The 25,991-nt window shown below is 51.9% G+C and carries 26 protein-coding genes; 11 read left to right on the top strand and 15 right to left on the bottom strand.

Going from position 1 to position 25,991, the window contains the following annotated elements:
• Positions 1-6 precede the first annotated feature (6 nt).
• The 6 genes from rluB to AAY72_RS04035 are packed head-to-tail and all read right to left on the bottom strand — an operon-like array spanning position 7 to position 6,012.
• Entirely contained in the window at positions 7-993 is a 987-nt protein-coding gene (gene rluB / locus AAY72_RS04060; protein ID WP_008983896.1) for a 23S rRNA pseudouridine(2605) synthase RluB, read from the bottom strand.
• On the bottom strand, positions 993-1,586 hold the full coding sequence (gene scpB, locus AAY72_RS04055) for an SMC-Scp complex subunit ScpB (RefSeq protein ID WP_008983897.1): 594 nt from the start codon (positions 1,584-1,586) through the stop codon (positions 993-995). The genes rluB and scpB overlap by 1 nt, the downstream gene beginning before the upstream one ends.
• Positions 1,586-2,407 (bottom strand): ScpA family protein, encoded by an 822-nt coding sequence (locus AAY72_RS04050; protein WP_057785692.1) that lies wholly within the window; start codon positions 2,405-2,407, stop codon positions 1,586-1,588. Before AAY72_RS04050 ends, scpB begins: the two co-directional genes overlap by 1 nt.
• 13 nt (positions 2,408-2,420) lie before the next feature.
• The gene (locus AAY72_RS04045; RefSeq protein ID WP_057785691.1) at positions 2,421-3,041 is read right to left on the bottom strand and encodes an L-threonylcarbamoyladenylate synthase; all 621 of its coding nucleotides are present in this window, start codon (positions 3,039-3,041) and stop codon (positions 2,421-2,423) included.
• Positions 3,038-3,952: a PHP domain-containing protein gene (locus AAY72_RS04040; RefSeq protein ID WP_057785690.1), complete on the bottom strand. Its 915-nt coding sequence runs from the start codon at positions 3,950-3,952 to the stop codon at positions 3,038-3,040. The genes AAY72_RS04045 and AAY72_RS04040 overlap by 4 nt, the downstream gene beginning before the upstream one ends.
• 56 nt (positions 3,953-4,008) lie before the next feature.
• Positions 4,009-6,012 carry a DUF3857 domain-containing transglutaminase family protein gene (locus tag AAY72_RS04035; RefSeq protein ID WP_057785689.1) on the bottom strand — a complete coding sequence of 668 codons (2,004 nt, stop codon included), beginning with the start codon at positions 6,010-6,012 and terminating at the stop codon, positions 4,009-4,011.
• 238 nt (positions 6,013-6,250) lie between these two features.
• Here AAY72_RS04035 and AAY72_RS04030 point away from each other — a divergent pair, with 238 nt between their 5' ends.
• The 8 genes from AAY72_RS04030 to AAY72_RS03995 all read left to right on the top strand — a co-directional run bounded on the left by AAY72_RS04030 (position 6,251) and on the right by AAY72_RS03995 (position 14,110).
• Positions 6,251-6,436: a DUF6435 family protein gene (locus AAY72_RS04030; protein WP_057785688.1), complete on the top strand. Its 186-nt coding sequence runs from the start codon at positions 6,251-6,253 to the stop codon at positions 6,434-6,436.
• A 312-nt stretch (positions 6,437-6,748) separates the two neighbouring features.
• On the top strand, positions 6,749-8,383 hold the full coding sequence (locus AAY72_RS04025) for an anthranilate synthase component 1 (RefSeq protein ID WP_057785687.1): 1,635 nt from the start codon (positions 6,749-6,751) through the stop codon (positions 8,381-8,383).
• A 1-nt stretch (position 8,384) separates the two neighbouring features.
• On the top strand, positions 8,385-8,984 hold the full coding sequence (locus tag AAY72_RS04020; RefSeq protein ID WP_057785686.1) for an aminodeoxychorismate/anthranilate synthase component II: 600 nt from the start codon (positions 8,385-8,387) through the stop codon (positions 8,982-8,984).
• A 4-nt stretch (positions 8,985-8,988) separates the two neighbouring features.
• Complete coding sequence (gene trpD / locus AAY72_RS04015) at positions 8,989-10,026, top strand: anthranilate phosphoribosyltransferase (protein ID WP_057785685.1); 1,038 nt, start codon at positions 8,989-8,991, stop codon at positions 10,024-10,026.
• Entirely contained in the window at positions 10,019-11,458 is a 1,440-nt protein-coding gene (gene trpCF, locus AAY72_RS04010) for a bifunctional indole-3-glycerol-phosphate synthase TrpC/phosphoribosylanthranilate isomerase TrpF (protein WP_057785684.1), read from the top strand. Before trpD ends, trpCF begins: the two co-directional genes overlap by 8 nt.
• Positions 11,458-12,654, top strand: coding sequence for a tryptophan synthase subunit beta (gene trpB, locus AAY72_RS04005; RefSeq protein WP_057785683.1), 1,197 nt, complete (start codon positions 11,458-11,460; stop codon positions 12,652-12,654). The genes trpCF and trpB overlap by 1 nt, the downstream gene beginning before the upstream one ends.
• Position 12,655: 1 nt before the next feature.
• Complete coding sequence (trpA, locus tag AAY72_RS04000; protein WP_057785682.1) at positions 12,656-13,456, top strand: tryptophan synthase subunit alpha; 801 nt, start codon at positions 12,656-12,658, stop codon at positions 13,454-13,456.
• Positions 13,457-13,630: 174 nt separating this feature from the next.
• The gene (locus AAY72_RS03995; protein ID WP_057785705.1) at positions 13,631-14,110 is read left to right on the top strand and encodes a peptidylprolyl isomerase; all 480 of its coding nucleotides are present in this window, start codon (positions 13,631-13,633) and stop codon (positions 14,108-14,110) included.
• Positions 14,111-14,192: 82 nt separating this feature from the next.
• Here the strand turns inward: AAY72_RS03995 and AAY72_RS03990 are convergent, their stop codons facing one another.
• Positions 14,193-15,320 carry a PQQ-dependent sugar dehydrogenase gene (locus AAY72_RS03990; RefSeq protein WP_057785681.1) on the bottom strand — a complete coding sequence of 376 codons (1,128 nt, stop codon included), beginning with the start codon at positions 15,318-15,320 and terminating at the stop codon, positions 14,193-14,195.
• The gene (locus AAY72_RS03985; RefSeq protein ID WP_057785680.1) at positions 15,317-15,754 is read right to left on the bottom strand and encodes a hypothetical protein; all 438 of its coding nucleotides are present in this window, start codon (positions 15,752-15,754) and stop codon (positions 15,317-15,319) included. The genes AAY72_RS03990 and AAY72_RS03985 overlap by 4 nt, the downstream gene beginning before the upstream one ends.
• Before the next feature lie 205 nt (positions 15,755-15,959).
• Here AAY72_RS03985 and hemH point away from each other — a divergent pair, with 205 nt between their 5' ends.
• A complete protein-coding gene (hemH, locus tag AAY72_RS03980; protein WP_057785679.1) occupies positions 15,960-17,042 on the top strand; it encodes a ferrochelatase in 1,083 nt (360 codons plus the stop codon).
• 8 nt (positions 17,043-17,050) lie between these two features.
• Positions 17,051-20,170 carry a transglycosylase domain-containing protein gene (locus AAY72_RS03975; protein ID WP_057785678.1) on the top strand — a complete coding sequence of 1,040 codons (3,120 nt, stop codon included), beginning with the start codon at positions 17,051-17,053 and terminating at the stop codon, positions 20,168-20,170.
• A 54-nt stretch (positions 20,171-20,224) separates the two neighbouring features.
• Here the strand turns inward: AAY72_RS03975 and AAY72_RS03970 are convergent, their stop codons facing one another.
• Positions 20,225-21,214: a GGDEF domain-containing protein gene (locus AAY72_RS03970; protein ID WP_057785677.1), complete on the bottom strand. Its 990-nt coding sequence runs from the start codon at positions 21,212-21,214 to the stop codon at positions 20,225-20,227.
• Positions 21,215-21,297: 83 nt separating this feature from the next.
• A complete protein-coding gene (locus AAY72_RS03965; protein WP_057785676.1) occupies positions 21,298-21,882 on the bottom strand; it encodes an HAD family hydrolase in 585 nt (194 codons plus the stop codon).
• Positions 21,883-22,036: 154 nt separating this feature from the next.
• Between AAY72_RS03965 and AAY72_RS03960 the strand changes: the two genes are divergently transcribed.
• Entirely contained in the window at positions 22,037-22,735 is a 699-nt protein-coding gene (locus AAY72_RS03960) for a YebC/PmpR family DNA-binding transcriptional regulator (protein ID WP_008983916.1), read from the top strand.
• Between the two features lie 68 nt (positions 22,736-22,803).
• Here the strand turns inward: AAY72_RS03960 and AAY72_RS03955 are convergent, their stop codons facing one another.
• From AAY72_RS03955 to AAY72_RS03935, 5 genes are all read right to left on the bottom strand, one after another.
• Entirely contained in the window at positions 22,804-22,983 is a 180-nt protein-coding gene (locus AAY72_RS03955; RefSeq protein WP_057785675.1) for a hypothetical protein, read from the bottom strand.
• 78 nt (positions 22,984-23,061) lie between these two features.
• The gene (locus AAY72_RS03950) at positions 23,062-23,469 is read right to left on the bottom strand and encodes a cytochrome b562 (protein WP_231728889.1); all 408 of its coding nucleotides are present in this window, start codon (positions 23,467-23,469) and stop codon (positions 23,062-23,064) included.
• Positions 23,470-23,582: 113 nt separating this feature from the next.
• On the bottom strand, positions 23,583-23,780 hold the full coding sequence (locus AAY72_RS03945; RefSeq protein ID WP_057785673.1) for a hypothetical protein: 198 nt from the start codon (positions 23,778-23,780) through the stop codon (positions 23,583-23,585).
• Positions 23,781-23,872: 92 nt separating this feature from the next.
• A complete protein-coding gene (locus AAY72_RS03940) occupies positions 23,873-25,369 on the bottom strand; it encodes a hypothetical protein (RefSeq protein ID WP_057785704.1) in 1,497 nt (498 codons plus the stop codon).
• 110 nt (positions 25,370-25,479) lie between these two features.
• On the bottom strand, positions 25,480-25,968 hold the full coding sequence (locus AAY72_RS03935) for a M48 family metallopeptidase (protein WP_057785703.1): 489 nt from the start codon (positions 25,966-25,968) through the stop codon (positions 25,480-25,482).
• Positions 25,969-25,991 lie beyond the last annotated feature (23 nt).

Raw genomic sequence — 25,991 nt, 5'->3', positions numbered from 1 at the left:
GGATAATTAGCCTCTGCCTTCACGGGTTGGAGTTTTGCCGGTTGGCTGCCGCTGTGTGCTGTTGCCTCTACCCGCTTGACCTTTAGTCGCAGTCGGTTTCTTGGCCGGCTCGGCACGGTTGGGTTTTGCGCCGGGTTCAGTTTTTTTAGCGGGCGTTTTTTCGGCAATTTGATGCTTACGCACGGCCCGCTTCATGCTGGCCAGGCGGCGACGCCGTTCGGTGCGATCTTCCGGTTTTACCAGCGATGCCACTTCGTCTTTTAACCCGACCAGGTTACGCAGATAGTTGACTTCAGCCAGCGGATATTCGGTATAACCCCCGGCAGGTAAGTGCTTAGGCAACAACAGGTCACCATAGCGTACCCGGATCAGCCGGCTTACGACCGCGCCCTGAGATTCCCACATCCGGCGTACCTCACGGTTACGCCCCTCGGTAAGTACGACATGGAACCAGCGGTTAATCCCCTCGCCCGGCAGCGCTTTAATACGTTTAAAGTTAGCTTTACCGTCTTCCAGTTCCACCCCAGTGCGCAGACGCTGGATCATGGCATCGTTAATCTCACCGAAAACCCGCACCGCGTATTCGCGTTCTACTTCAAATTTAGGGTGCATCAGGCGGTTAGCCAGCTCGCCGTCAGTGGTGAACAGCAGCAAACCTGAGGTATTGATATCCAACCGGCCGATGGCGATCCAACGTGCGCCCTTGATATTGGGTAAGCGCGAGAACACCGTGGGCCGTCCTTCCGGATCGGTACGCGAACAAATCTCGCCCTCGGGCTTATGATAAGCCAGTACCCGACAGACTTGCTGCTCTTCGCTCGCCACCTGTACCGGATGACCATCAACGCGGATCGCTTGGTTCGGGGTAACCCGATCGCCTAGGCTAGCCGGTTTACCATCCACGGTCACGCGGCCACGGCTGATATAGTCTTCCATTTCGCGGCGCGAACCGATGCCGGCACGGGCCAAAACTTTCTGTAATTTTTCACTCATTAGTGGAGCTCTCCTGTCATCCCGACGGTGGTTAATAATTCCGCTTCTGCCGGCTGCAAGGCTGCAAACTCGGCCAATGGCGGTAATTGGTCTAAATGGCGTAAGCCAAAGTAATCTAAAAAGGCCTCAGTAGTGGCATAAAGCCCGGGCCGACCCGGTACCTCTTTGTGGCCGACCACCTTGACCCAGCCGCGTTCGGTCAGGGTGCGCATAATCTGGCTACTAACCGATACGCCACGAATTTGCTCAATTTCACCGCGGGTAATGGGCTGGCGATAAGCAATTAAGGCGAGCGTTTCCAGCACCGCACGCGAATAACGCGGTGAACGCTCGGGCCAGAGTCTGGCCAGCGGTTCACTTAATTCAGGGCGGGTTTGAAACCGGTAGCCACTGGCCGTTTCCATCAACTGGATGCCACGGGCACTGTAATCGTCCTGCAGTTGTTTCAGACATTGTAGCAGCCGTTTCGCGCTGACGTTAAAGCCCTCCAGCACGGAGGCTTGCAATTCGGCGCGGCTAAGGGGCTTTTCGGCAGCAAAGATCGCGGCTTCGACAAGTTGCAGTAATTGAATATCGTTAATTTTCTGCGCCATTATGCCTCACTTAGCGCCAGTTTGACATGAATTTGTGCATAAGGCGCCACCTGGATCAGCTCTACCAGCTTTTCTTTGGTTAGCTCCAGGATCGCTAAAAAGGTCACCACCACGCCTTCCCGGCCTTCAGTTAAGTCAAAGCACTCAGCAAACTCCAGATAACCCTGCCGCTGCTGCAATAAATCCAGAATACGGCTCATCCGCTCGCGGGTCGACAGATGTTCACGCTGAATATGATGATGCGCCAGCGCCTTGCTGCGCTTGACTATGTCATTTAAGGCGCTGATCAGCTCAGTAAAATCCACATCCGGTAAAATCAATAACGGGCTGAAATTATCAGCCAGGCTGGCCTGGGCAGTAAAATAGTCGCGCTCATCGCGCGGTAAGGCATCCAGATCGGTCGCTGCCTGTTTAAAGATTTCATATTCCTGTAAGCGGCGCACCAGTTCGGCGCGAGGGTCGTGCTCATCGTCTTCCAGACTGGTGATTTTCGGCAGCAACAAGCGTGATTTAATTTCCGCCAGCATAGCGGCCATTACCAGATATTCGGCCGCCAGCTCGAAATTCAGCTCCTGCATCAGCTCAATATATTCCATATATTGCAGGGTTATTTCGTTCACCGGTAAATCGACCAAATCAAACTTGTGTTTGCGAATTAAATACAGCAGGAAATCCAGTGGGCCTTCAAACGTATCGAGCAGAACTTCAAGCGCATCCGGCGGGATATACAAGTCTTCCGGCCGTTCCAGCACCGCCTCACCGCGGACAAAGGCCAGCGGTAACGGCTGCTGTATCGTTAACGGCGGTAGCTGCTCAGCCATCTTAACTCGTTACTTATTCAAACGGCCGGCTATCGCCACGGCCCTGGCGAATAATCTCCGGCGTATCTTCAGAGAGATCAACCACTGTAGTCGGATCTTCACCGATAATACCGCCATGCAAAATCAAATCAACCTGCCGCTCTAACTGATGCCGCATCTCATCCGGATCACTCTCGGCAAATTCCTGACCGGGTAAAATCAAACTGGTGGTCAATAAAGGCTCAGCCAGCTCTTGCAACAGCGCCAGCGCGATTTTATTTTCCGGAATGCGCAGGCCGATGGTCTTCTTCTTTTCATTTAACAGCCGACGAGGCACTTCTTTGGTACCGCGCAAAATAAAGGTGTAGGCGCCTGGCGTGTTATTTTTAATCAGTCGAAAGGCGGTGTTTTCAACTTTTGCGTAAACCGACAACTCCGACAAATCCCGACACATCAGCGTAAAGTGGTGTTCGCCGCTAACCTGACGGATTTGCATAATGCGGTCCATGGCGTTTTTATCGCCGACATGGCAGCCCAGCGCATAGCCGCTATCAGTGGGGAAAATCACCACACCGCCCTTTTGGATAATTTGCACCGCTTGTTTAAGCAAGCGCTGCTGCGGATTTTCCGGGTGAATATGAAAAAACTGGCTCATCTTGGCGTATCCATGCTAGTAGTTGGTGCAGCGGATAAGACCGCTGTGGCTTCAGGCTCCTGAGTTAGTCTTTTCGGGACTAAGCCCCAGTTCGCCCAAACCGGAGTGACATCGTCTGGTAAATATAGATGCTTTCCCAGCTCATTCCAAGTTGTTGGCTGATGAAAATCCGAGCCGACAGAGGCAGTTAGCTGATGTTGCAGGCAAAGTGTCCACAGGTCGCGGCGCTGTACCGGCGTTTGCTGCGGGGAGATAATTTCCATCGCATCGCCGCCAGCCGCAGCAAAATCGGTGACCAGCCGTTTTAAATAGCGCCCGTTCAGGTTGTATTTTAATGGATGCGCCAGCACAGCCTGGCCGCCGGCATCATGGATCCATTGCACAGCACTGGCTAAATCGACCCAATTATTGGGTACATAGCCGGTTTTACCGCGTGCCAGGTACTTTTTGAATACCGCATTCATAGAATCGGCACGGCCAGTTTTCACCAGAAAGCGTGCAAAATGACTTCTGGTAATGGCGCCGTTGCCAACCTCTGCCAACACTGCCTCTAATGCGCCCGGAATTTGCGCTTTTTCCAGCCGGCGAGCCATTTCCTGCGCCCGCTCCAACCGTCGCTGCTGCTGTGATGCCAAACGCGCTAAAAATTGTGGGCAATCGGGGTTGATATTTAAGCCAACAATATGGATTTCAAACTCATGCCAGGCGGTAGAAATTTCCACGCCGTTAATCAGCGTTAACGATGCCTGAGTTTCTGTCAGCCAGGCCGCAGCTTGTGGCAAGGCACTCACCGTATCATGGTCGGTAATGGCCAGCACATCCAGATTACAGCTGATCGCCCGCGCTAACAGCTCGGCAACCGGCAGCAGGCCGTCTGAGTGGTTAGTGTGGCTATGTAAATCGATTTTCATGCAGTCCCCTATTCAGAGGACTATTGTCGCATAGATACCGTTAAAGCCAAACCGCTTCAGGGCGTTTCCGTCGCTTTTAACATCTCCCGCAGTCGCTGCTTTAAATCCAGCTCTACCTCAGGTACCGGATCGGTTTTATCTATTACCACTGTAAAGTACATCGCATCGCGTACTTTTTTAACTGCACTGACAAAATCCAGGGCTTGTTCGGGCGTGATGTGGTCACTTTTGCTTTGGTAGTGGTGCACCACCGTAATGCTGGTCGCACTGGTGTCGACTTGGCGCTGATAGACAAAACCCGGGTGATCGATCTTTACCTGTAAATCGCCCAACTGCCAATCGATCGGGCTTGCCAGATCGAAATGGATCCGATGCTGTACCCGGACATTAGGTTCGATATAGAGTGGCATTTTACGCCGCGTATTTTTGGGTAACTGCATAAAGCGCTCGAGGTAGTCGCCAAATAGCAACAGCTCCTGTCTCGGTTCAGTTTCATCCCAAAAGTTGTCGATGCTAAAGCTGGCAACCACCTGCACCTGGTTATTCTGTTTATCGTCAGAAATCACAGGATCCGCCATTAAGTCTGCGCCCGGATATTGCTGTTGATAAACCCGTTCCAAATGATTCGCATATTCAGTCAGGCCATGCTGGTCCAGCATCCCCCGAAAAGACTCTGCTTCGTATTGCTGATAATTCAGTGATATTGAGAGAGTAACCGGCGCACCAACCGCAGCAAGCTGAAAGCGCTCTTCCGTTTCGATAATACCATCGGTGTTGCTTGGCATCGGTATTGACGTAAGCTCTGTTACGCCGTTTTTGATCAACAATGCCTGTTGAAAATACTGACGGCCTTTTTGCTCGAGGCTGCCATATTGCTGACTACGGGTGCCGTCCAGCCAGTAGTCTTTACCGTTTAAAGGCAGATAGGTAATAACATGATCAAACACAATAGGGCCTGGCAAGCGCCGCTGAATATGGCCCCGCGTAGCATTGGAAACCAGTGCCGGATAGGCTTCGATGCCACCGGCTGCCAGCAACGCAATCATTAAGGTGGTTTTATCTTTGCAATCGCCATATTTGCGGGCAAACACGGTATTGGGTGAGTAAGGTTGATGGCTGTTCAGACCAATTTCCATCCCAAAGTAACGGATGTCGTTCTGTACATAGCGGACAACTTTCGCGGCATAATCTTCCAGCGAACGACTTTCCGCCAGCCAGCTTTTCACTAATAACTGTAGGTCGCCGTGCAGTGGTTCGTTAAACTGATAGAGCGGAATAGCCCAGGCGACGACGTCCTGCCAATGGCCAAACTCATTAAATTCAATAAAACTGTAGGGCATAAACCACTGCGGATAATTGTCTTCTGCTTTTACTGCGGCAATCGCATTTTGCTGCCACCGGTATTCGTAGTGATCACCGATTTTGCGTTGTTGCGGCGCAACAGCCGCTTGATTACTGTAATACGCCAGTTTTTCTTGCCTGGACAAGACCCGGAGTTGTAACTGTTGCACGGCGACAGACCAGGTCAGCGGAAAGTAAACCGAGCGCTTACCACCATAGATTGGGTTGGTACCAGTAATAGAGTATTGAATATCAAGTCTGTCACCGGGCTGCATGTCGCTAAGCAGCACCATAGCGGTAACGTAACCGGTATAGATCTGCCGCTCCTGCTGCTGTTCACGCTGCACCAGACGAATATCAGCGATACCTAATTGCTCTTTGGTATCCCCATTGCGGGTTAACCGGATACTATGAAAAGTAAGCTGCTGATATTCCGGTGCGAAGCTGACCTGATACTGCGACGCTTGCTCAACCCCTTTACGCGTATTGGCTTGCATCGCGATATGAGAATAGGCTACCGGCTCGGCATTCAACCAGTTTATCTGTTCATCTACCAGCAGATAACTGACCGGCTCGCTGCGATCTGGTTCAGCCTGTTGCGTCATCGGTAACTCAACCCAGGCTGGCACCGGTTGTTGCTGATAGCTAAAGCCAGCAGTATTGGTGTTGGCTGTCACCTGCCAGCTAAGTGATAGTATAAGTATCAAAAAAAGCCGCATTCGTTATTCCTTGTCTTCCCTGATTATGCTCTGTAAAAGCAGTATCGGCTGTTCAGTAGGCACAATACCTTAACAAAATCAGCACAATTTAATTTTAGATTCAGCTTATGCCGGAAGCGTCGGGTTTGGCAAGTTACTACTACGAAATAACCGCTTCGAATATAAAAGTAGATGATAGAGAACTGGCAGCGGTGTAATGCCGTAATGGAGTGTACGAAGATTAAAAAGGACTCTGCAGATGTTTGGCTGGCTAAAACCCGATCCGGTAAAGAAATTGCGCAAAGCGTACGATCAAAAATTGGAGCAAGCAATGCATGCCCAGCGCAATGGCGATATGCGTTTATTTGCTGACCTGACGGCAGAAAGTGAGGAGCTTTGGCAGAAAATTGAGCAGTTGCAGCAACAACACGCTGCCAACCAATAGAGCCGTCCAGACTTTTATACGTTTTTCTTTCTTGTTTTTGTGATTAAGGGCTTGACGCCAAGCCCGATTCGCGGTTTTATGTAGGCGTTCAAGAATAAGGTAGTTAAAGCCAATGCAATTTCTAACAACGTTTTCACTGATTAACTGGTGGTGGCACATTCCCAACGGGCGTGTGTAGGCGTTGTATTCGCTTTAGAAACCCAGGCCCGTTTCCCCCGAAACGGGCTTTTTTTTGGGCGCAGTTTTGGGGTTAACCGGCAAAAAACTAATAGCATCAGGTTAACCAACTAAAAATTAAGGAAAATTATTAAGATGATTTTCAGCCATATCACAGACACCCCAGGCGAGGTAGCCAGTATTGCGCTACCTGTGCCCTATCAGCGCGATGCTTTAGCGGCTTATGCCAGCCTGTGTCAAGCCGACCGCTGCTCACTGCTGCTGGAATCAGCCGAGATTGACAGCAAAAACAGTGTCAACAGCCTGATGCTGATCGACGCCGCACTGCGTATTGAGTGTAACGGTCAGCAGGTGAGTATTACGGCGCTAAGCAGCAACGGCCTTACCCTGCTGCCCTTTTTAGCCGATCTGCTTAGCCCCATTGCCAGCCTCACTTATCCACACGTCTCCGGTACCGGTCTGACCAGCAGTTATCCACAGCACTCCGGTACCGGTCAGACCACTGCAGCTGTGTTAGTCGCCGAGTTTGCACTACCCGATCCGCTGTTAGATGAAGTCAGCCGTTTAACCCAACCTAATCCGTTTAGTGCGCTACGTTTAATACAGCAGCAATTGCGCAGCCAGGGTGATGAACCCTTTGCTATCTTTTTAGGCGGGGTGATTGGCTATGATATGGTGGCCAATATTGAGCAGTTGCCCGAGGTGCCGGTAAAAGAAAATCAGTGCCCGGATTATCTGTTTTATCTGGCCGAAACTGCACTGGTCATTGACCATAAAGCGCAGCAAAGCCGCTTAGTGGGCAATGTATTTTGCGGCGAAGCGGCTCCTGCCAACTGCTTTGCTATTGGTAAACGGCTGGAGCAGTTAAAACAGCAGCTACTGCATAGCCAGCCATTGGCTGTGGGGCAAGCCGCCAGCAGCAAAGAGATTGCGGTCGATATCAGCGACGCCGATTTTGAAGCCCAGGTCGAAACGCTAAAGCAACATATTGTCGCCGGCGATATCTTTCAGGTGGTACCGTCGCGCTGTTTCTCGCTGCCCTGCCCTAAGCCGCTGCAGGCTTATGCCAAGTTAAAGCAGCTAAACCCCAGCCCCTATATGTTTTATCTGCAAGACCCCAAGTTCTGCCTGTTTGGCGCCTCACCAGAGTCGGCGCTAAAGTTTAACGCCGCCAGCCGCGAAGTGGAGATTTATCCCATCGCTGGCACCCGCCGCCGCGGCTTTGCCGCCGATGGCAGTATTGATCGCGACCTGGATAGCCGCATTGAGCTGGAGCTTAGGCAAGATGAAAAAGAAAAAGCCGAGCATTTAATGCTGGTGGATTTAGCCCGCAATGATGTGGCACGCATCAGCACGCCCGGCAGCCGCTACGTGAAAGAGTTACTAAAAGTCGACCGTTATTCCTATGTGATGCACCTGGTATCGCGGGTGGTGGGTGAGCTAAAACCGGAGCTCGATGCGCTGCATGCGTATCAGGCCTGTATGAATATGGGTACCTTAGTGGGTGCACCTAAGGTGAAGGCCGCTGAGCTTATTCGCGGTGTTGAGGGTAAAAAACGCGGCTCTTATGGCGGTGCCGTCGGTTATCTGGCCGGTAATGGCGATTTTGACAGTTGTATCGTGATCCGCTCGGCCTATGTCGCCGATGGCATGGCCTATATTCAGGCCGGTGCCGGGGTGGTGTTTGACTCAGTGGCGAAGCTCGAAGCAGAAGAGACACGCAATAAAGCGCAAGCGGTGATTAACGCTATTCAGGCGGCGGGGTATTAAGATGAGCCAGAACCTTAATTGCACAGTGTATCTGCTGGATAATATCGATTCTTTTACCTACAACCTGGTGGATGAATTTGCACAGCTGGGCGTAAGCTTAAAGCTGTATCGCAATACTGTCCCGGCCGATTATATTTTTGAAAAAATGCAGCAGGAAACCGGCCCGGTGCTGCTGGTGTTATCACCCGGCCCGGGGGCGCCAGCCGATGCCGGCTCGATGCCGGCGTTATTAAAGCGCTGCGCCGGAGTGTATCCGGTGCTGGGGATTTGCCTCGGGCATCAGGCTATCGTTGAACATTATGGCGGTGTGGTCGGCCGCGCCGGCGAAACCGTACACGGTAAAACCTCGGCGATTAGTCTGGCAGAGCATCCGGTGTTTAACGGTTTACCACGGCCTTTCCCGGTGGCACGTTATCACTCACTAATGGCGACGACACTGCCAGACACCCTTGAGCAAATTGCCAATGAGCGACATATTCCGATGGCGGTGATTAACGAGACTGAGCGGATGCTGGGTTTTCAATTTCACCCCGAGTCGATTTTAACTACGCTGGGCAAGCCGCTGCTTAAGCAAAGTATCGAATATTTATTAAGGAGTTAAGAGCATGACAGATCTTAACAACACAGAGGCAGGGGTTTTACCGCTGGTGCAACAAGCGCTGACGGGTAAAGCACTTAGCCGCGAGCAAGCCGAGCAATTCTTTAGTGCTGTGGTAACCGGTCAGGTCGATCCACTGCATTTAACCGCTATGTTAGCCGCTTTGAAAGTACGCGGTGAAAGCTGCGCCGAAATAACCGGTGCAGCCAGTGCACTACTGCAAGCCGCCGCGCCATTCCCGGCTACGACCAAACCGAGCATCGACTGCTGTGGTACTGGCGGTGATGGCAGCAATACCATTAATATCTCCAGCACTGCCGCCATCGTTGCGGCCAGTATGGGATTGCCGGTGGTAAAACATGGCAACCGCAGTGTGTCATCACGTTCGGGCTCTGCTGACTTGCTGGAGCATCTGGGGCTGAATATTCAGCAAAGCCCACAACAGGCAGCCAGCATGCTGGCCGAGTCGCAATGTACCTTCTTATTTGCGCCCTTGTATCACAGCGGCATTAAGCATGCGATGCCGGTACGCAATGCTTTGAAAAGCAGAACTATTTTTAATTTGCTCGGGCCTTTAATTAACCCGGCGCGACCTGCTTTTCAGCTACTTGGCGTCTACGATCCGGCACTGTGCCGGGTGATGGCCGAGGCCTTACAGCAACTGGGTACTGAGCGCGCCTGGGTGGTGCACGGTAGCGGCTGTGACGAAGTCGCGCTGCATGGCAATACTTATGTCTGTGAGCTAAAAGACGGTGCACTGCGCGAATTTACGCTTACGCCGGAAGATTTTGGCCTCAATATTACTCCTCTTAGTGCCTTAGCAGGTGGCGAGCCGGAGCAAAATGCGGCAGCGACGCTGGCCATTTTGCAAGGCCGTGGCGAAGAGGCGCATAATCAGGCAGTAGCCGTAAATGTGGCGGCGATGCTAAAAATTGCCGGTTTAGGCCAGGATTTAAAAGTGAATACCCGAGCGGTACTGGAACAACTGGCCAGTGGTAAGGCGATGGCGACCTTGGAAAAAATGCAGGAGTTAAGCCGTGGCTGAACTGGTATTACACAATAAAACCATTACCGGGGTACTGGCGAAAATCGTCAGCCATAAGTTAACTGAAGTCTCGGCTATGGCTGACGAGAGGCCGTTGGAGCACTTTATCGCCAGTGTCAGCCCGACCAGCCGCGATTTTCTGGCCGCTTTGCAGCAGCCTGGCGCCCGTTTTATTCTGGAGTGTAAAAAGGCCTCGCCGTCAAAAGGCTTAATTCGGCCGGATTTTGATCTTACTGCTATTAGCCAGGTGTACAACCAATATGCCGACTGTATCTCGGTGCTGACCGACAGCGAGTTTTTTCAGGGCAGCTATCAGTATCTGGAGCAGATGCGCGCCTTATCTGACAAGCCGCTGCTGCATAAAGACTTTATCATTGATCCCTACCAGATCTATGCCGGGCGGGCTGCCGGTGCCGATGCGGTACTGTTAATGCTGTCGATTTTATCACCCCAGCAGTACCAGTTGTTAGCGGCCATTGCCGCCGAGCTGAATATGACGGTATTAACCGAAGTCAGTAACGAAGAAGAAACCTTACAGGCGGTGGAGCTTGGCGCCAAATTAATTGGGATCAATAACCGCAACCTGCGCGATCTGAGTACGGACTTAAACACCAGCTTTCGCCTGCGGCAGCTGATCCCAGCTGATCGCACTGTGGTATCGGAGTCCGGCATTTATCGTAATCAGCAGGTACGAGAGCTGCTGCAGATCACTGATGCCTTTTTAGTCGGCAGCTCACTGATGGCTGAAGCCGATCTGGCAGCTGCCTGTCAGCGGCTGATTATCGGCGAGCATAAAGTCTGTGGTTTAACCCGGATGGAAGATGTTAAGGCGGTGGCCAACGCCGGCGCTTACTATGGCGGCTTAATTTTTGCCAAGGCGTCACCGCGCTATGTGACACCGGAGCAGGCGCAACAGCTCGTTCAGGCCGCTAAACTTAATTTTGTTGGCGTTTTTGTCAATAGCCCACTAGCTGAAGTAGCCGGGCTGGCTCAGGCGCTAAAGCTGGCGGCCGTGCAGCTACATGGCGAGGAAGATGAGGCTTACCTTGCTGCCCTGCGGCCGCTATTACCGGCAGATTGTCAGATTTGGCAAGCCTATCGCGTGCAACAGCAGCTACCGGCGTTTAGCCCACAGGCCGATCGGATCTTGCTGGATAGTTTTCATGCCAGCCAGCATGGCGGCAGTGGCTTGAGTTTTGACTGGTCGCTACTGTCAGCGCTTAACAGCGCACAACCTATTATGTTAGCCGGCGGCCTTAAGCCGGATAACGTGGCGCAGGCGCTGGCCTTACCGGTGGCGGGGCTGGATTTAAACTCCGGATTAGAGAGTGCGCCGGGCATTAAAGATCACACTAAACTGGCGGCGGCCTTTAGCGCCATCCGTCATTTCGATTTTCAGAGCAAAACCAATACTAAGGGTGAGCAGAACTGATGAGTGAGTTAAAACTAAACCCCTATTTCGGCGAATATGGCGGCATGTTCGTGCCACAATTGCTGGTACCGGCGTTAAAGCAACTGGAAGCCGCCTTTGTCGAAGCACAGCAGGATCCGGCCTTTTTAGCCGAGTTTCAGCAATTGCTAACCGAATATGCCGGCCGGCCAACGCCGCTGACGCTGACCCGTAACTTATCCCCTAACCCGCTGGTTAAAATTTACTTAAAGCGTGAAGACCTGCTGCATGGCGGCGCGCATAAGACCAACCAGGTGTTAGGTCAGGCGCTGCTAACCAAACGCATGGGTAAAAAAGAAGTGATCGCTGAAACCGGTGCCGGCCAGCACGGCGTGGCCACAGCGCTGGCGTGTGCGCTGCTGGGCTTAAAATGCCGCATCTATATGGGTGCTAAAGATATTGAACGCCAGCAGCCGAACGTGTTTCGGATGAAGCTGATGGGCGCGACCGTGATTCCGGTGACGGCTGGCTCCGGTACGCTAAAGGATGCCGTAAACGAAGCGATGCGCGACTGGTCAGCTACCTATGAAACCACGCACTATATGTTGGGTACTGCAGCGGGCCCGCACCCGTTCCCCACTATTGTGCGTGACTTCCAACGGATGATTGGTGAAGAAGCCAAACAACAGATCTTAAAAGCCGAGGGCAAATTACCGGATGCGGTGATTGCCTGTGTCGGTGGTGGCTCTAATGCGATCGGCATTTTCGCTGACTTTATTGCTGAAGCCGGCGTCAAGTTGATTGGCGTCGAACCCGGTGGACTGGGTATTAACACCCATCAGCATGGTGCGGCGTTAAGTACCGGCAGCTATGGTATTTTGCACGGTGCCTATACTGCCATTATGCAAACCAGTGATGGTCAGATTGAAGAGTCGTACTCGATTTCGGCCGGTTTAGACTATCCGGCGGTCGGGCCACAACATACTTATCTGCAGCAAAGTGGTCGCGCGCAGTATGTGGCGATTAATGATGATGAAGCTTTGGCGGCGTTCCAACATCTGGCCAAAGCCGAAGGCATTATTCCGGCGCTGGAAAGCTCGCATGCCGTAGCCCAGGCGTTAAAAATTGCAGCTGATGCCACCGAGCCAATGGTGTTACTGGTGAATTTATCTGGTCGCGGTGATAAAGACTTGGCGCACGTGCATAGCGTGTTAGCGGCGCAGCAGGGAGGAGTATAAGATGCAGCGTTATCAACAGATGTTTCAGCGGCTTAATAACGAAGGCCGCGGTGCCTTTGTGCCCTTCGTGACCCTTGGTGATCCGAACCCTGAGCTGTCGTTTGAAATTTTAAAAGCCCTGGTCGATGGCGGCGCCGATGCGCTGGAGCTGGGTATTCCGTTCTCTGATCCTATTGCTGACGGCCCAACGATTCAAAATGCCAATATCCGGGCGCTGGCCGCTGGCGTCACGCCGGCAGTCAGCTTTGAGCTGATTGAAAAAATCCGCGCCTATGCCCCAGCAGTACCTATTGGTTTATTACTGTATTCAAACCTGGTAATGGCTAAAGGCATTACTAAGTTTTACGAGCAAGCGGCGGCTGCCGGCGTCGACTCGGTACTGATTGCCGACGTGCCGCTGCATGAGAGTAAGCTGTTCCGCCAGGCCGCGATGGCACAAAACATCGCGCCGATTTATATCGTGCCGCCCAATGTCGATGATGATGACCTACGCGCTATCGCCTCTTATGGCCGCGGCTATACTTATCTTTTAAGTCGCGCCGGCGTGACCGGTGCCGAAACCAAGGCCGCAATGCCAACCTCGGAGCTGATCGCGCGCATTCGTGCTTATAATCCGGCGCCACCGCTGCTGGGTTTTGGGATCTCCGCACCCGAGCAGGTAAAAGATGCGATTAAAAATGGTGCGGCCGGCGCCATTAGCGGTTCGGCTATCGTCAAGCTGATTGAGCAGCATCAGCACGAGCCTGAGTTACTGCTCACTAAGCTGCGCGACTTTGTCAGCACCATGAAAGCCGCCACCTAATTTATCCACACCACTTATCCACACCACTCCGGTACCGGTCTGACCTGTTTACCCACAGGTCTCCGGTACCGGTCATACCAGTTTACTTTGCAGCCTGAATCACTGCTATAGCTGTTATCTGCATGCAGATGCCATATAATGGCGCCACTTTTATCAGCTAACAGACTTATCATTATGCAAATTACCAACAATGCCGTTGTGCAATTCCACTACACCCTAAGCGATGCCTCAGGCGAGCTGGAAAGCTCGCGGAAAGCCGCGCCCCTGCTCTATCTGCATGGTCATAATCAGATGTTGCCAAAATTAGAAGCGGCGCTGGAAGGTAAAACTGCCGGCGATACGTTCGAAATTACGCTGGCACCAGTTGATGCCTATGGTGAGCGTCGTGACGATGCAATTCAGAGCGTGCAGGTCAAACATTTGCAGGGAGCTAAAAAATGGAAACCAGGCATGGTGGCCTGGGTGAACACTGATCAGGGCGAGCGTCAAGTGACTATCGTCAAAGTAGGCATGTTTAAGGCGGATGTTGATACCAATCACCCACTGGCCGGCAAAACCCTAACCTTCGCACTCGAAGTGCTGAGCGTACGTGAGGCGACTGCAGAAGAAATCGCTCACGGCCACGCCCATGGTGAAGGCGGCCATCAGCACTAACTGGTCATACCCTGATTTTCCCAGAAAAAAGGGAGACCTGTGGATAAACTGGTCAGACCGGTACCGGAGTGCTGTGGATAAGTTACTGCGGGGTCAGGCGCAGTAACTTGCCGGCTGGGCCGTCGGTCAGAATATAGATTAAGCCGTCAGGACCGGTGCGCACATCACGCAAACGGCTATCGAGTTCAGTGAGCAGCTTTTCCTCCTCTATCACCTTATCGCCGTCCAGCACCAACCGGTGCAAGGCTTTGCCGGCTAAAGCCGTAATAAAGATATTGCCGTGATACTGCGGGAAAGCCTCACCGCGATACAGCGTCATCCCGGCAGGGGCAATCGAAGGTGACCACTGGTACACCGGCTCAGCCATGCCAGTAAAGCGGGTAAAGGGAGAAATCCGGGCTCCGGTGTAATCAATACCGGTGGTCGCCACCGGCCAGCCGTAATTAACACCGGCTTGTAGCAGGTTCAGCTCATCGCCACCTTTGGGGCCATGTTCGTGACTCCACAATTTACCGGTTGCTGCATCATAGATAATACCCTGCACATTTCGATGCCCGAGCGTAAAAATCTCGGCGGCAACAGCCGCTTGCCCAACAAAGGGGTTATCGGCTGGCACGCTGCCATCTTGCTGTAAACGTACGATTTTCCCCAAGTGATTGGCTTTATTCTGGGCTTGCTCACGATAATCAAAGCCATCGCCTAAGGTTAGCACCAGGCTTTGATCCGGTAGCTGCACCATCCGACCGCCATAGTGCGCGGCACCGCGCCGATCTGGAGTTGCCCGAAAAATTTTTTTGACATCAGTCAGCTGATTATCCTGCCAACTGGCGCTGGCCAAACAAACACTGTTGGCATTAGCCGTACCGCAGACATAGCTTAAAAATAAACGACCACTTTGTGCGAAATTATCGGCCAGTAACACTTCCAGCAAACCACCCTGCGCAGCGGCATAAAATTCCGGTAAATTGACATCGAGTTTTTGCAACACCTGACCATCACTGCCTAATGTCACCAACTGCCCGCTGCGCTCGGTCAGTAAAAAGCCGCCGGAAGGCAAAAAACTGAGTGACCAGGGATATTCTAACCCCTCAGTCAGGATCTGAACTTTAGGCCCGGAAGGCGGCAATGAGGAAGGCAGCGATGACGCAGCCAGCGCAACCTGCTGCAAACTTAACGCCAGCGTAAATAATAGGGTTCGGCTCAGGCTCATGCGACGCTCCTGCTACGACTAAAATAATGATAAAAAACCGCGCCCAGACCACTGCAACTTAGCAATAACAAAGTACCGGCCAGAGTACGATTTAACGCGATTAAGGTTGGCATTGGCGCCAACTGATTAATTATCAGTAACGCTGCCCAGGTACTCAGTGCCGTAATAACAAAAACGGCCGGCACCTTACCCAGCGTTGCGCGTTTCAAAACAATACGGCTTAGCACTAAGCTTAGTAGCATAATCGGCAGGAAAATCGCCGCCAGTACCGGCATAAAATGGCGTAAATCAAACCAGAGGGTGCTCAACTGCTCGGCAGTAGCAATAGGGCCAGTTAGAGCAGCAATCGCCTGCAGATTCACCAGGCTTTGGATCATCGAGCCGGCGCTGGCAGCCAGTAGCACCGCCAACAGAAAAACGAGGATTCTACGCATTTAGTTCTCCCTGATGTCAGTTACACCTTAACAGGTTAGACCTCGTACCGGTACCGGAGTGCGGTCTGACCAGTGATGCTAAATATTCTGTTCCAGTCATAGGTTTACGCAGCTGAAACTGCTAAGATCACTATAAAGCCGGGCGATCTAACGGGGCTCCTTCGCCGTAATGCCGGCTTTAGTATAATCAGGAGCACAGCGCCGTATGGGATATATTAATAGCAAAGATTTCAGTCATGGTCGCGCCGATAAGATTGGCGTACTGTTAACTAACCTGGGAACGCCGGATGAGGCTAGCCCAAAAGCATTAAAACGCTATTTAAAGCAGTTTCTATCCGATCCCCGGGTTGTCGAAGTGCCACGGCTGCTGTGGTGGTTTATTTTAAATGGCGTTATTCTGAATATCCGGCCACGCCGCTCGGCTAAAGCCTATCAAACGGTATTTACCGAGCAAGGCTCGCCACTACTGTTTCATACGGTAAGCCAAACTAAAGCGGTGGCTGCCGAACTGGCGGCTCAGGGCTACACCGATGTGGTGGTCGACTTTGCTATGCGCTACGGTAACCCCAGTTTTCAGTCAGTGCTGGAACGTATGATGCAACAAGGGGTACGCAAGCTGATTGTGCTGCCACTGTATCCGCAGTATTCTGCCTCGACTTCTGGTTCAACCTTTGATGAACTGGCGCGGGATTTTATGCAGCGTCGCTGGCTGCCTGACTTACGTTTTGTCAGTCATTATCATGATAATCCGGGTTATATCGCGGCTTGTGTTGAGCGGATTAAGGCACACTGGCAGCAGCATGGTCAGGCCGATAAGTTGCTATTTTCTTATCATGGCATCCCGAAGCGCTATTTACTGAATGGCGATCCCTATCACTGCGAATGCTATAAAACCTCGCGGCTGATTGCTGAAGGCCTGGGTTTAGCACCCGAGCAGTACCTTACCACCTTTCAATCGCGTTTTGGCCGTGAAGAGTGGCTTAAACCCTACACCGACGAAACGCTAAAAGCACTTCCGGGCCAGGGTGTCGGTTCGGTACAGGTATTTTGCCCGGGATTCTCCGCCGATTGTCTGGAGACCATCGAAGAAATTGGCGAAGAAAATAAGGAATACTTTGAACATGCCGGTGGTAAGCGCTATGAATATATCAGTGCACTAAATGATCGCCCCGAGCATATCAAAGCACTCAGTCAACTGATTATTGATAATTTACAAGGCTGGCAAGTGACAGCCGATCCGCAGCGCCTAGCCCGCGCTAAACAGCTAAATTCACAGGAAGTGCAGTAAGTTTTACTATGTCAGATCAACAAAGGGTTGAACCACGCCTTGGCGACGCACCACTGGATGCCCCACCGGTATTAAGCCGGCGGCGTTTCGAGAACACTCGTGAACCACAAAACGGCGCAGCGCAAGCGCCAGGCCGGGGGCCGAGACAACCTGTTAACTGGCGGCCATTAAAGTGGCTGTTATGGTTACTGTTGCTGGTGCTGCTGGCAGGGTTAATCTATCAGGAGATGCGCAGCAGTGTACTGCAAGCCAGGGTATGGCACTATCTGGCGCAGCAACTGACATTCAGCACCGAGGCCGGGCCGGCACCGCAAGAGGCGGCACCGGTTTATCCGCAGGGCGGCCCTTTTGATTTACGGGCAGGCTACAGTCAGTTGCCCGCCTGGTTGACAACCTTAAATGAACAGGGTTTTTCGATTACCCGGCAAAGCCGGTTCTCACCAGCCCTACAACGCTATACCGAGCTGGGTTTTTATCCGCCCTATGCCGAAAAGAATCAATGGGGACTGCAGGTATTTGATTGCCGGCAGCAACCGTTATTTAGTTTTCAAAAACCTGAGTTTCAGTTTTCGCAATTTGAGCAGGTTGCGCCCTTACTGCTGCGGGCTTTGCTCTATGTCGAAAACCGCGATTTGTTTCAACCAACTGCCTATGCTAACCCCGCAGTGGACTGGTCGCGCCTTGGCGCCGCTGTTTTAGCCCAAACCCAGAAAGCGGTTGGGCGTGAAGCGGCCGCCGCCGGTGGTAGCACCCTGGCTACCCAAATTGAAAAGTACCGGCACTCTGAGCAAGGCTTTACCGCCGATGTGTTGGATAAGCTACAACAGATGGTCTCTGCCAGTGTGCGCGCTTATCAACCGGCACGGGAAACGATGGAAAGGCGCAAACAAATCGCGCTGGACTATATTAATACCGTACCACTGGCGGCCACCCCCCAAGCTGGCGAAGTCCATGGCATGGCCGACGGCCTGCATGCCTGGTTCGGTGCAGATCCACAGCGGGTCAACCGGCTGCTGCAAGACATTAACCCTAACACCGCCGCCCATGGTACAGCTTTGCGCCAGGTGATGGCGCTGATTATTGCTCAGCGCCGCCCCAGTTATTATCTACTGCAGGGACGTGACGAGCTGGAGCAGTTGGTTGATAGCCATTTACGCTTGCTACGTCAGGCCAATATTATCAGTCAGGCCTGGCTGGAACAGGCCAGCGCAGTCAGATTAGCCTTTCAAACGCCAGCCAGCGTTAGCCGGCCGCAGCTGGATAAAACCGCCTTGCTGGTTCGCAACCGGGTCGCAGCCTTACTGGAGCGGACGCTGTATCAGACTGATCGGCTGGATTTAACAGTGCAAACTACCTTGGATCTGCCGCTACAGCAACAAATCAAAAACTATTTGCAACAACTGGAGCAACTTTCTGCGGCCGAAAAAGCCGGTATTATTGGCCCGCGCTTGCTGCGCGAAGACCAAATTCGCGGTGTAAAGTACAGTTTTACGCTGTATGAAAGTACGCCTACCGGTAATAAGCTGCGCGTACAAACCGACAACCATGCCGAGCAACCTTTTGATTTAAATGAAGGCAGTAAGCTGGAGTTGGGCTCGACGGCAAAACTACGGATGCTGGGAACCTATCTGGAGTTAGTCGCTGAACTGCACCAAACTTATGCGGAGCAACCGGCTTCAGCCTTGGCATTGCTGGAAATTGCACCACAGGATAATTTGTCACAGTGGGCTATTAACTATCTGATTGCGAACCCCGGGGTCAGTTTACTGACGATGTTAAACGCGGCTATGGACCGTGAATTCTCAGCCGATCCCCGCCACAGCTTTTTCACCGGCGGCGGCCTGCATACTTTTAGTAACTTCCGCCGTGAAGAAGATCGGATGGTACCGACGATGCGCCAGGCGCTGTATGAGTCTATTAACCTGCCGTTTGTCCGTCTGACCCAGGAAATTGTTAACTACAATATTTATCATGGTGAGAGCAGTAGCTATCAGCTGTTAAAAAACGACAATGACCCACGCCGCGACCAGTATTTGCGCCGCTTTGCTGATAAAGAAGGCGTAAGTTTCCTGCAGCGGTTCTGGCGCAAATATCATCGTTTAACGGCTGAACAGCGGCTGGAGGTGTTTTTAAATGGCTTGCGCCAGACGCCCGATCGGTTAAGTGCCGGGTATCGGTTTATTTACCCTGAGGTTGGCGAAGCCGAGTTTATCCGCTTTATGCAGCAGCGCTTTGCTGATAACCCGCAAACGCCGGCACAGTGGCGGCAACTGTACCGCAAATATGCTCCAAGTGAATTTAGCTTGCCGGATCAAGCCTATTTGGCACGCAGCCATCCTCTGGAGCTGTGGTTGCTCGGCTATTTACAGCAACAACCCAACCCAACCCTGGCTGAAGCGATCAATTTAACCGCTGACGTACGCCAGCAAGCCTACCAATGGCTGTTCCGCACTCAGTCGCGCAGTGCCAGGGATAACCGTATTCGCACTATGCTGGAAATTGAAGCCTTTTGGGACATTCACCAGCGCTGGCAGCGGCTGGGTTACCCCTTTGAGTATTTAGTGCCTTCGCTGGCAACTGCACTGGGTAGTTCTGGCGACCGCCCTGCGGCACTGGCGGAATTGATGGGTATTATTCAAAACGACGGCCGCCGCCTGCCGATGTTCCGGATTGAAGGCTTACATTTTGCCGCTGATACGCCTTACGAGGTGCAAGTTGCCCGCACCGAACTGCAGCAAGAGCGGGTCATGCTCCCTGAAGTTGCTCAAGTATTACGGGAAAGTCTGGCAGGAGTGGTACAACAGGGCACCGGCCGGCGCTTGCAGGCGAATTTTAGCCAACCGCTGGCGCCGGATATTGCACTGATAGGTGGTAAGACCGGTACCGGAGACAACAGGATCAGTACGGTAAATAGCCGCGGGCAAACAGTGACGTCCAGGGCGTTAAACCGTACTGCGACCTTTGCGTTTTATCTCGGTGATCGGCATTTTGGGGTAATTTCGGTTTATTTGCCGGGTAATGCGGCGGAGGATTATTTCTTTACTTCAGCGCTGCCATTACAGGTACTGAACGGTATGGCCCCCTTGCTGATGCCGATATTAAAACCTCAGGCGGGTTGCCCGCTGTAGGCATTTAGCGATAAGGCCTGCTATTTATTGCATGGTGGGCCTGTTGGTTTCCTTTCAGGCGGCAACCACCTGGTTGCGACCATTGTTTTTAGCCTGATACAAGGCCATATCGGCGCGGTGTAACCACTGCTCCCAGTCTTCATCAGGCTGCAGCATGGCAACTCCGGCTGACAAGGTAACGGGCTTAGCATCAGGTAACAGTAACCGGCGTTCAACATTCAGCCGGATTTTCTCCGCTAATTGCGGCAAATCGGCCGCATTGATATCACGTAGCAGCACGAGAAACTCTTCACCACCATAGCGAAATACCCGGTCACTCTGTCGCAACACACTGCTGATCAGCGGCACCAGTTGCACCAGAATTTCATCGCCGGTACGGTGACCATAGTTGTCATTAATCTGCTTAAAATGGTCTAAATCAAACAGAATAACGCCAAAGTTAGTCTGCAACCGCTGATTAAGTTGCATCGCCAACTCTAACTCCGCATTTAAAGTATGGCGATTGCCAGCACCGGTCAGGCTGTCGATGCTGGCCAGTTGTTTTAGCTCGCTGCGTTGTAGTTGTGTCCGATAAGCAAATACATAGGCGAAAAAGCTGGAAATAAAGGCCGTAACCGCAAATGCCAGTAATTGATAGTGGCTTTGGAAAATCATGCCCGGCACCACTAGGTCGGTAACAATCAAGATGCCCAACATCAGCATCGACAAGACCACTGCCGTCAGCGGCGATACCAGAAAGAAGATAAAAACCAGAATGGGATAAATCCAGAATATGCCATTGGTTTTAAGACTAAAACAGACGACCAATACGCCAACACAGAAAGTAACCGCCATAAACTGCCCTGGCCGCACCGTGTCACCGGTACGCCAGGCATAGATCACGGCAATAATAGAAGACAGTACAATCAGCAGATCGGCAATGCCCACCACCAGATTGCCACTTAATAAGCGATAAATGCCATAAGGCGTAACAAATAGCGTGATAATCAGGCCGACCAGGCTAATCATTGCCAGATAAAAATTGTTCCTTAAACGCGTCAGCACCTTGCACCTTTATTATAGGTTGTTCTTATACAACCACTATAGTGCCAAAAGGGGGTACCTGACAACCGTTGCACAAATATCGCTCAGGCAAAGGCGCGGGCTAACTCCGCAAAATGCCCGATATGGTAGTTTGCCAGCGGCTTAAAATGCTGATTTGTTTCATTAAGATACAAGCAGGACCAGGCACCGGCATTCGCTGCAGTCTGCAAATCAAACACATAGTCCCCGACATATAATAGCTGCTGGCAACTAATATTCAGGCTGGACGAGATACTATATAAACCGGCAGGATCGGGTTTGGCGGCGCAATCCTCGCGGGTTAACACCAGCGAAATCGGTATTTGCAGTCGCTGCAGCGTCAGGCGGGTGGCAGCGCGCATATTGCGGGTTAAAATGGCCAGCGGTATCTGCTGAGCCTGTAACTGCTGCAAGCAGTCGGCGGCGCCGGGCATCCAACTCGCCTGCTCAGCACCGCGCATCTCATGCTGATAAATAATGTCTGCCGCCCGCTGCGCTTCGGCACAGTCGCCAAGCTGAGAAAGCCGCTCCAGTAAGGGCGTGCCCTCAGGCCAGCCGATATCGCGACAGATCGCCCGAAAATCCAGCTTGGAGTCGACCAGGGTGCCATCTAAATCAAAAGCCACTGCCCGGATATGTTGTAAATTCATTGCAGGTTCCACGTCTAAAGCACCAGTACAGGCCGCAGTTACGCAAAGCGCGCGCTAACGGATTAAAAAAATCCGGGCAGCGGTTGCGGCCGGTAGCTGCAATTCGCTAGACTAGCCGACCGAAATTTTCTCTTTAGCTTAACAGGAATGCATTATGGGTGCCCAGTGGAAAACCAAGCATAAAATGGATGCGGCCAATGCCAGAGGCCGGATCTTTACCAAACTTGCCAAAGAAATTATGGTTGCCGCGCGCAATGGTGCAGATCCCAGCATGAACGCCAAATTACGGGCCGCAGTTGAGGCTGCGAAAAAAGCCTCGATGCCGAAAGATACCCTGGAGCGGGCGATTAAAAAGGGCGCCGGCTTGCTGGATGGCCCGGTTAACTACGAAACCGTGGTTTATGAGGGTTTTGCGCCACACCAGGTGCCGGTGATTGTCGAGTGCTTAACGGATAACAAAAACCGCAGTGCCCAAAGTATGCGGATCCTGTTCCGTAAAGGCCAGTTAGGTAGTTCAGGTTCGGTATCCTGGGATTTTAAACATCTGGGACAAATTGAGGCCGTACCCACTTCCGCCGACGCCGATCTGGAACTGGCAGCGATTGAAGCCGGCGCTCAGGATTTTGAGCAAGGCGAAGACGGTGAAGTGATTTTCTTAACCGAAAGTACCGATTTAGACGCTGTTGCCAAGGCCCTGCCAGATTTTGGCTATGAAGTGCATTCGGCGAAACTGGTTTACCGCGCCAACAACCCGGTCAGTCTTGATGACGCAGCCCGCGCCGAAGTCGAAGCCTTTTTAGATGCTATCGACAATGATGACGACGTGCAGAACGTCTATGTCGGCTTGGCGTAATATCTAAACCAGCCTTGCCCGGCGGCTTCTGCGCCGGGCAGCCATCTTTGTTATAACCCGGTTATAACCTAGTTATACCCCAACACCGCGCAATGCTCGGTATCGCCATCAACGGCTGTGACTTCCGGCTCATCCGGCTCAGACCATACCAGACTTAACGCCCGCTGCTCCTGTTTGCTTAAGTCCACCGTATGTGGTTGATAGTAGTAACGCTCGGCATGGGGTTGCTTAGTTTGTTTCGCTTTCATCACTAAAGCTCCTTCGCTGCATAGTAAGCTAAGCTTAGGAGGCGGCGGCTGAGCGTGCGCTGAACAGCAAATACGCTTTTACACTTTACCGAAAATCAACTGCCAGAAACTAAAGCGCCGCTCTTTATGGTAACGCTTTTTCAGTTGCTCGACAGCCGCTAAATGCTGCTGCAGTTTTACCGCATCGTCTGCCGCGGCTGCTTGCTTCGCCAGGGTTAGCTCCGCCAGCACTTTATCCAGACCTTCCTGAAACACGTCAGCTTTATCCGTTGGCATAGGTGCGCGTTTCGCGTCATGCGTTAAACGGTGCAGTTTTTCTAAATGCGGTAGAGCTGCTGCCGGATTGGCAGCTTCCGAGGCCTGTTTAAAAGCAAACCCCATGGTTTTCATGGTACGTTCCAACGTCAGAGGCTCGGCAGCCTGCACTACCTGACTGCACACCAAACCGCCCGCTAACAGCAACATCGCAACAGATGCTTTAAACATAAGGCCCTCGAACTGACAAAAAAGTGCGCTTATTATAACGGATGCAGCGCAGAGGGCCACCTTAAAAGCGGGAAAGCCCGGTAGTCATTACGGCTACCGGGCTTGTTTTGGCTTCAGATACTGTCAAAAAACTCCTGAACCCATTGGCGGGCATCGTCTTCATCCAGTTGATAACGCTCTTGCACTAATTCAGCGAGATAATCGGGATTGCCCCGGGCTTGCTCGAGCTCAGCATAGCTGATCCTATCCCACTGTAACTTAGCCTGAGCGCGGACCCTGCCCCATTCACTTTCGGCAAAGTATGAGCTCATCGCATTTTCCTCGCAGCAGAGAAAATGACCTGACGCCAAGGCTGGCGTCAGCTTTAGTATAGTCGTTGGCTGCAGCTTTGCCCGAGTATTGCTTACAGGTAAGCTTTGTTAAACGACTCGCGTGATTGCTTCAGATATTCACGGGCTTTTTTGGCATGATTTTCCCACGCTTCACGGTCAGCTTTGTCGGTAAAGGGGTTTTGTTCTGGTGCCACTGAACGGTCAAATCGCTCGTAATAAGTGAGCATTTGCGAGGTGATCTGGTTAAAACCGTCTTTATAACTCTGCATTGAATCAAGCAATTCTGAGGTTTTCAGCACAAAGCGGATCAGCTCGGTATTATTGCCATCATTCAGATAGGAGCCGGCTTTCAGGCTGATATTGCCCGAAACTGCCGCACTCATACTTTGCCGGACTTTTTCATCTTTACTGAGTACCCGGCTGATATTCTCTTTCGAGCTGGCGATATTGGCATGCAGTAAGGTATCCCGCAGGTGTTTTTCCAAATCACGCCTGAAGCTTTCAATCGTACGCTGAATATTGCTCAGCTCATTGTCCAGTTGGCTGACTTGCTGTAATTCCCGCTCCAGCTCGGTTAGAAAACGCTCAGCGTCCTGATAAATTTTTAAGCCATGCTCTTCAGCGAATTTGCGGTCGGCACGGCTTAAACCGGCGTTTTGATAACTGGAGCGGTCAAAACTGGTTGCCAGAAAAGATTTAAATGGCTCGGCAAAAGCAGAATAGGTACCGGCACTGACCACATTTAAGGTGGCAGTTACCAGATCACCGAAAGGTTTAATCATCGAGTTTAAGCGGGCTTGCTGGATTTTTGATGTCACCCTTTTGGTATCGCTAATAATGTTGCGAAAACTGGCATAAGCCATCGGGTTCGACATCTTATTGCGTTCAGAGCTGGCCAATACCAGTGAAATGCCGGAATGCAGCGCATTAGCATATTCCAGATATTGACGCTGTACTTCAAGCTGTGCCGCGTAGTTGCTGCCTAAGCTGCGAAAAGACTCTGCCTGTAATTCGATATTTTGATCGCGACGCAGTTTATCCAGAATGCCGCTAATAATGCGCTGTTCATTTTTCGTCAGCGCGGTGGCCAGCAAGATACGTTCTATTTGCAGATCGTCCAGCTGCACAAAGCCATGCTGCGCTTCAATATCGAGGCGTAAAAACTTACGCCCCGGATCGTCAACCGATACCCGGTGCGCTTTGTAGCCACTGCTGCCACTTTGATGTTCAATCACCGCGACCGGCTGCCAGGCACTATCCAGTGTGCTGCGATCTGACACCAGTACCTGAATACGGTAACTGGTAAGTTCTGACTCCGGCAACACCCAAAGCTCCAACAAACCTTGCTCGCCCAAGGCATCACGGCTAAATAGTGTATGACTACCACTGGTGCAACGTAAGGCGCCCTGCCCACTGCGTGGTTGCTCGCTGGTAAGCTGGCAATCACCCAGGGTGCGCCACTGGCTAAGGCCGCTTTGTTCAAAGTCACTGTTAAAAACGGTGCCGGCAGGTCTGGCTAAGACAGGCAGTGCCAGAATGACACCACAGAACAACATAAATCGACGCATCTGAACCCCGATTAACAGACTGACCACGATAACACCATGCTACCTTATCAGTTGCGGTGCAAATTTTAGCAATAGCGTACTAGCGCAGCAATGCACTGCCAAGGAAATAATCAACCTGCCAGCTCCTGGCAGGTCAGAAACAGCCGTAAATCGAACTCTAACTGATGATAAGCCGGCTCCATATACTGACAAAGCTGATAAAAGGCTTTGTTATGGTCCTTTTCCCGCAAATGCGCCAATTCATGCACCACCACCATTCGCAGCAATGGTAACGGCAGTTGCTTTAACTGACTGGCAATACGGATTTCGTTCTTACTTTTTAATTTACCACCCTGCACCCGGCTGATTTGGGTGTGAGTGCCTAACGCATTATTAATAATATGAATTTTCGGATCAAACACCGCCTTGCTAATCGGCTCACTACTTTTCATATATTGCCGCTTTAATTGTTGGGTGTAATCGTAAAGTGCTTTATCGGTTTGAATATTATGGCTATTTTTCGGGTAGCGAGCGGCCAGCGTTGCCGCCAGTTTGCCTGTCGCCAGCAAGTGTTGCACCTGTTGGCGAATGTTATCCGGATAACCTTGCAAGTAAGGCAGTTCAGCTGAGGGATCCCCACAAA

This window comes from Alishewanella sp. WH16-1, from assembly GCF_001441695.1.
In the GTDB taxonomy this organism is placed as follows: Bacteria; Pseudomonadota; Gammaproteobacteria; order Enterobacterales; family Alteromonadaceae; genus Alishewanella; species Alishewanella agri.
The sequence above is the reverse complement of the archived record's forward strand: the minus strand, read 5'-3'. Positions and strand labels throughout refer to the sequence as shown.